The sequence below is a fragment of the Bradyrhizobium sp. BRP19 genome (assembly GCF_020194195.1).
In the GTDB taxonomy this organism is placed as follows: domain Bacteria; phylum Pseudomonadota; class Alphaproteobacteria; order Rhizobiales; family Xanthobacteraceae; genus Bradyrhizobium; species Bradyrhizobium yuanmingense.
In genome coordinates this window covers 1-411 of sequence record NZ_JADYVZ010000192.1, presented here as the reverse complement: position 1 = coordinate 411, position 411 = coordinate 1, and the positions used below count along the sequence as shown (strand labels likewise).

The following is a 411-nucleotide window of genomic DNA, read 5'->3' as shown; positions in this document are numbered from 1 at the left end:
GACTTCGACGATCGGAACTCGCACGTCCTCCTGCGCCTCGACCCAAACTCGGTGGAGCTTGGCAAGGCGGGCGTGCATCAACGATCCTATGGCTGGCCCCTCGCCTGGACCCGATCTTACGGCGAGGGGCGCGTGTTCTATACGGCGCTGGGCCACGAGGCCTCGGTATGGCGTGACGCTCGATTTCAGCGCCTCCTTGTGAACGCCATCCTTTGGTCTATCGGGAGATCACCGTAGCTTCGCTGGATTTCTCACAGCAGGAAGGCAAGCGCGGCCTCGCAGCGATCTTCGACCTCAGCGTGAGATGGTGATCGGCGCGGGTCCGGCCCAGATTGATGGCTGCGATCGGCAGGCCCTTTTGAGCCGCCATCTGCACGAACCGAAAGCCCGAATAGACCATGAGCGAGGAAC

Annotated in this window: 1 protein-coding gene and 1 pseudogene; one reads left to right on the top strand and one right to left on the bottom strand. The window is 62.3% G+C overall.

Translation table 11 applies throughout. The features are described from left to right. On the top strand, positions 1-237 hold a 237-nt coding region (locus tag I6F36_RS39145; RefSeq protein WP_225173310.1), incomplete at its 5' end, for a ThuA domain-containing protein. A gap of 14 nt (positions 238-251) precedes the next feature. Here I6F36_RS39145 and I6F36_RS39140 read toward each other — a convergent pair. Continuing rightward, positions 252-411 (bottom strand): annotated as a pseudogene (locus I6F36_RS39140) (NAD-dependent deacetylase); the annotation flags it as partial.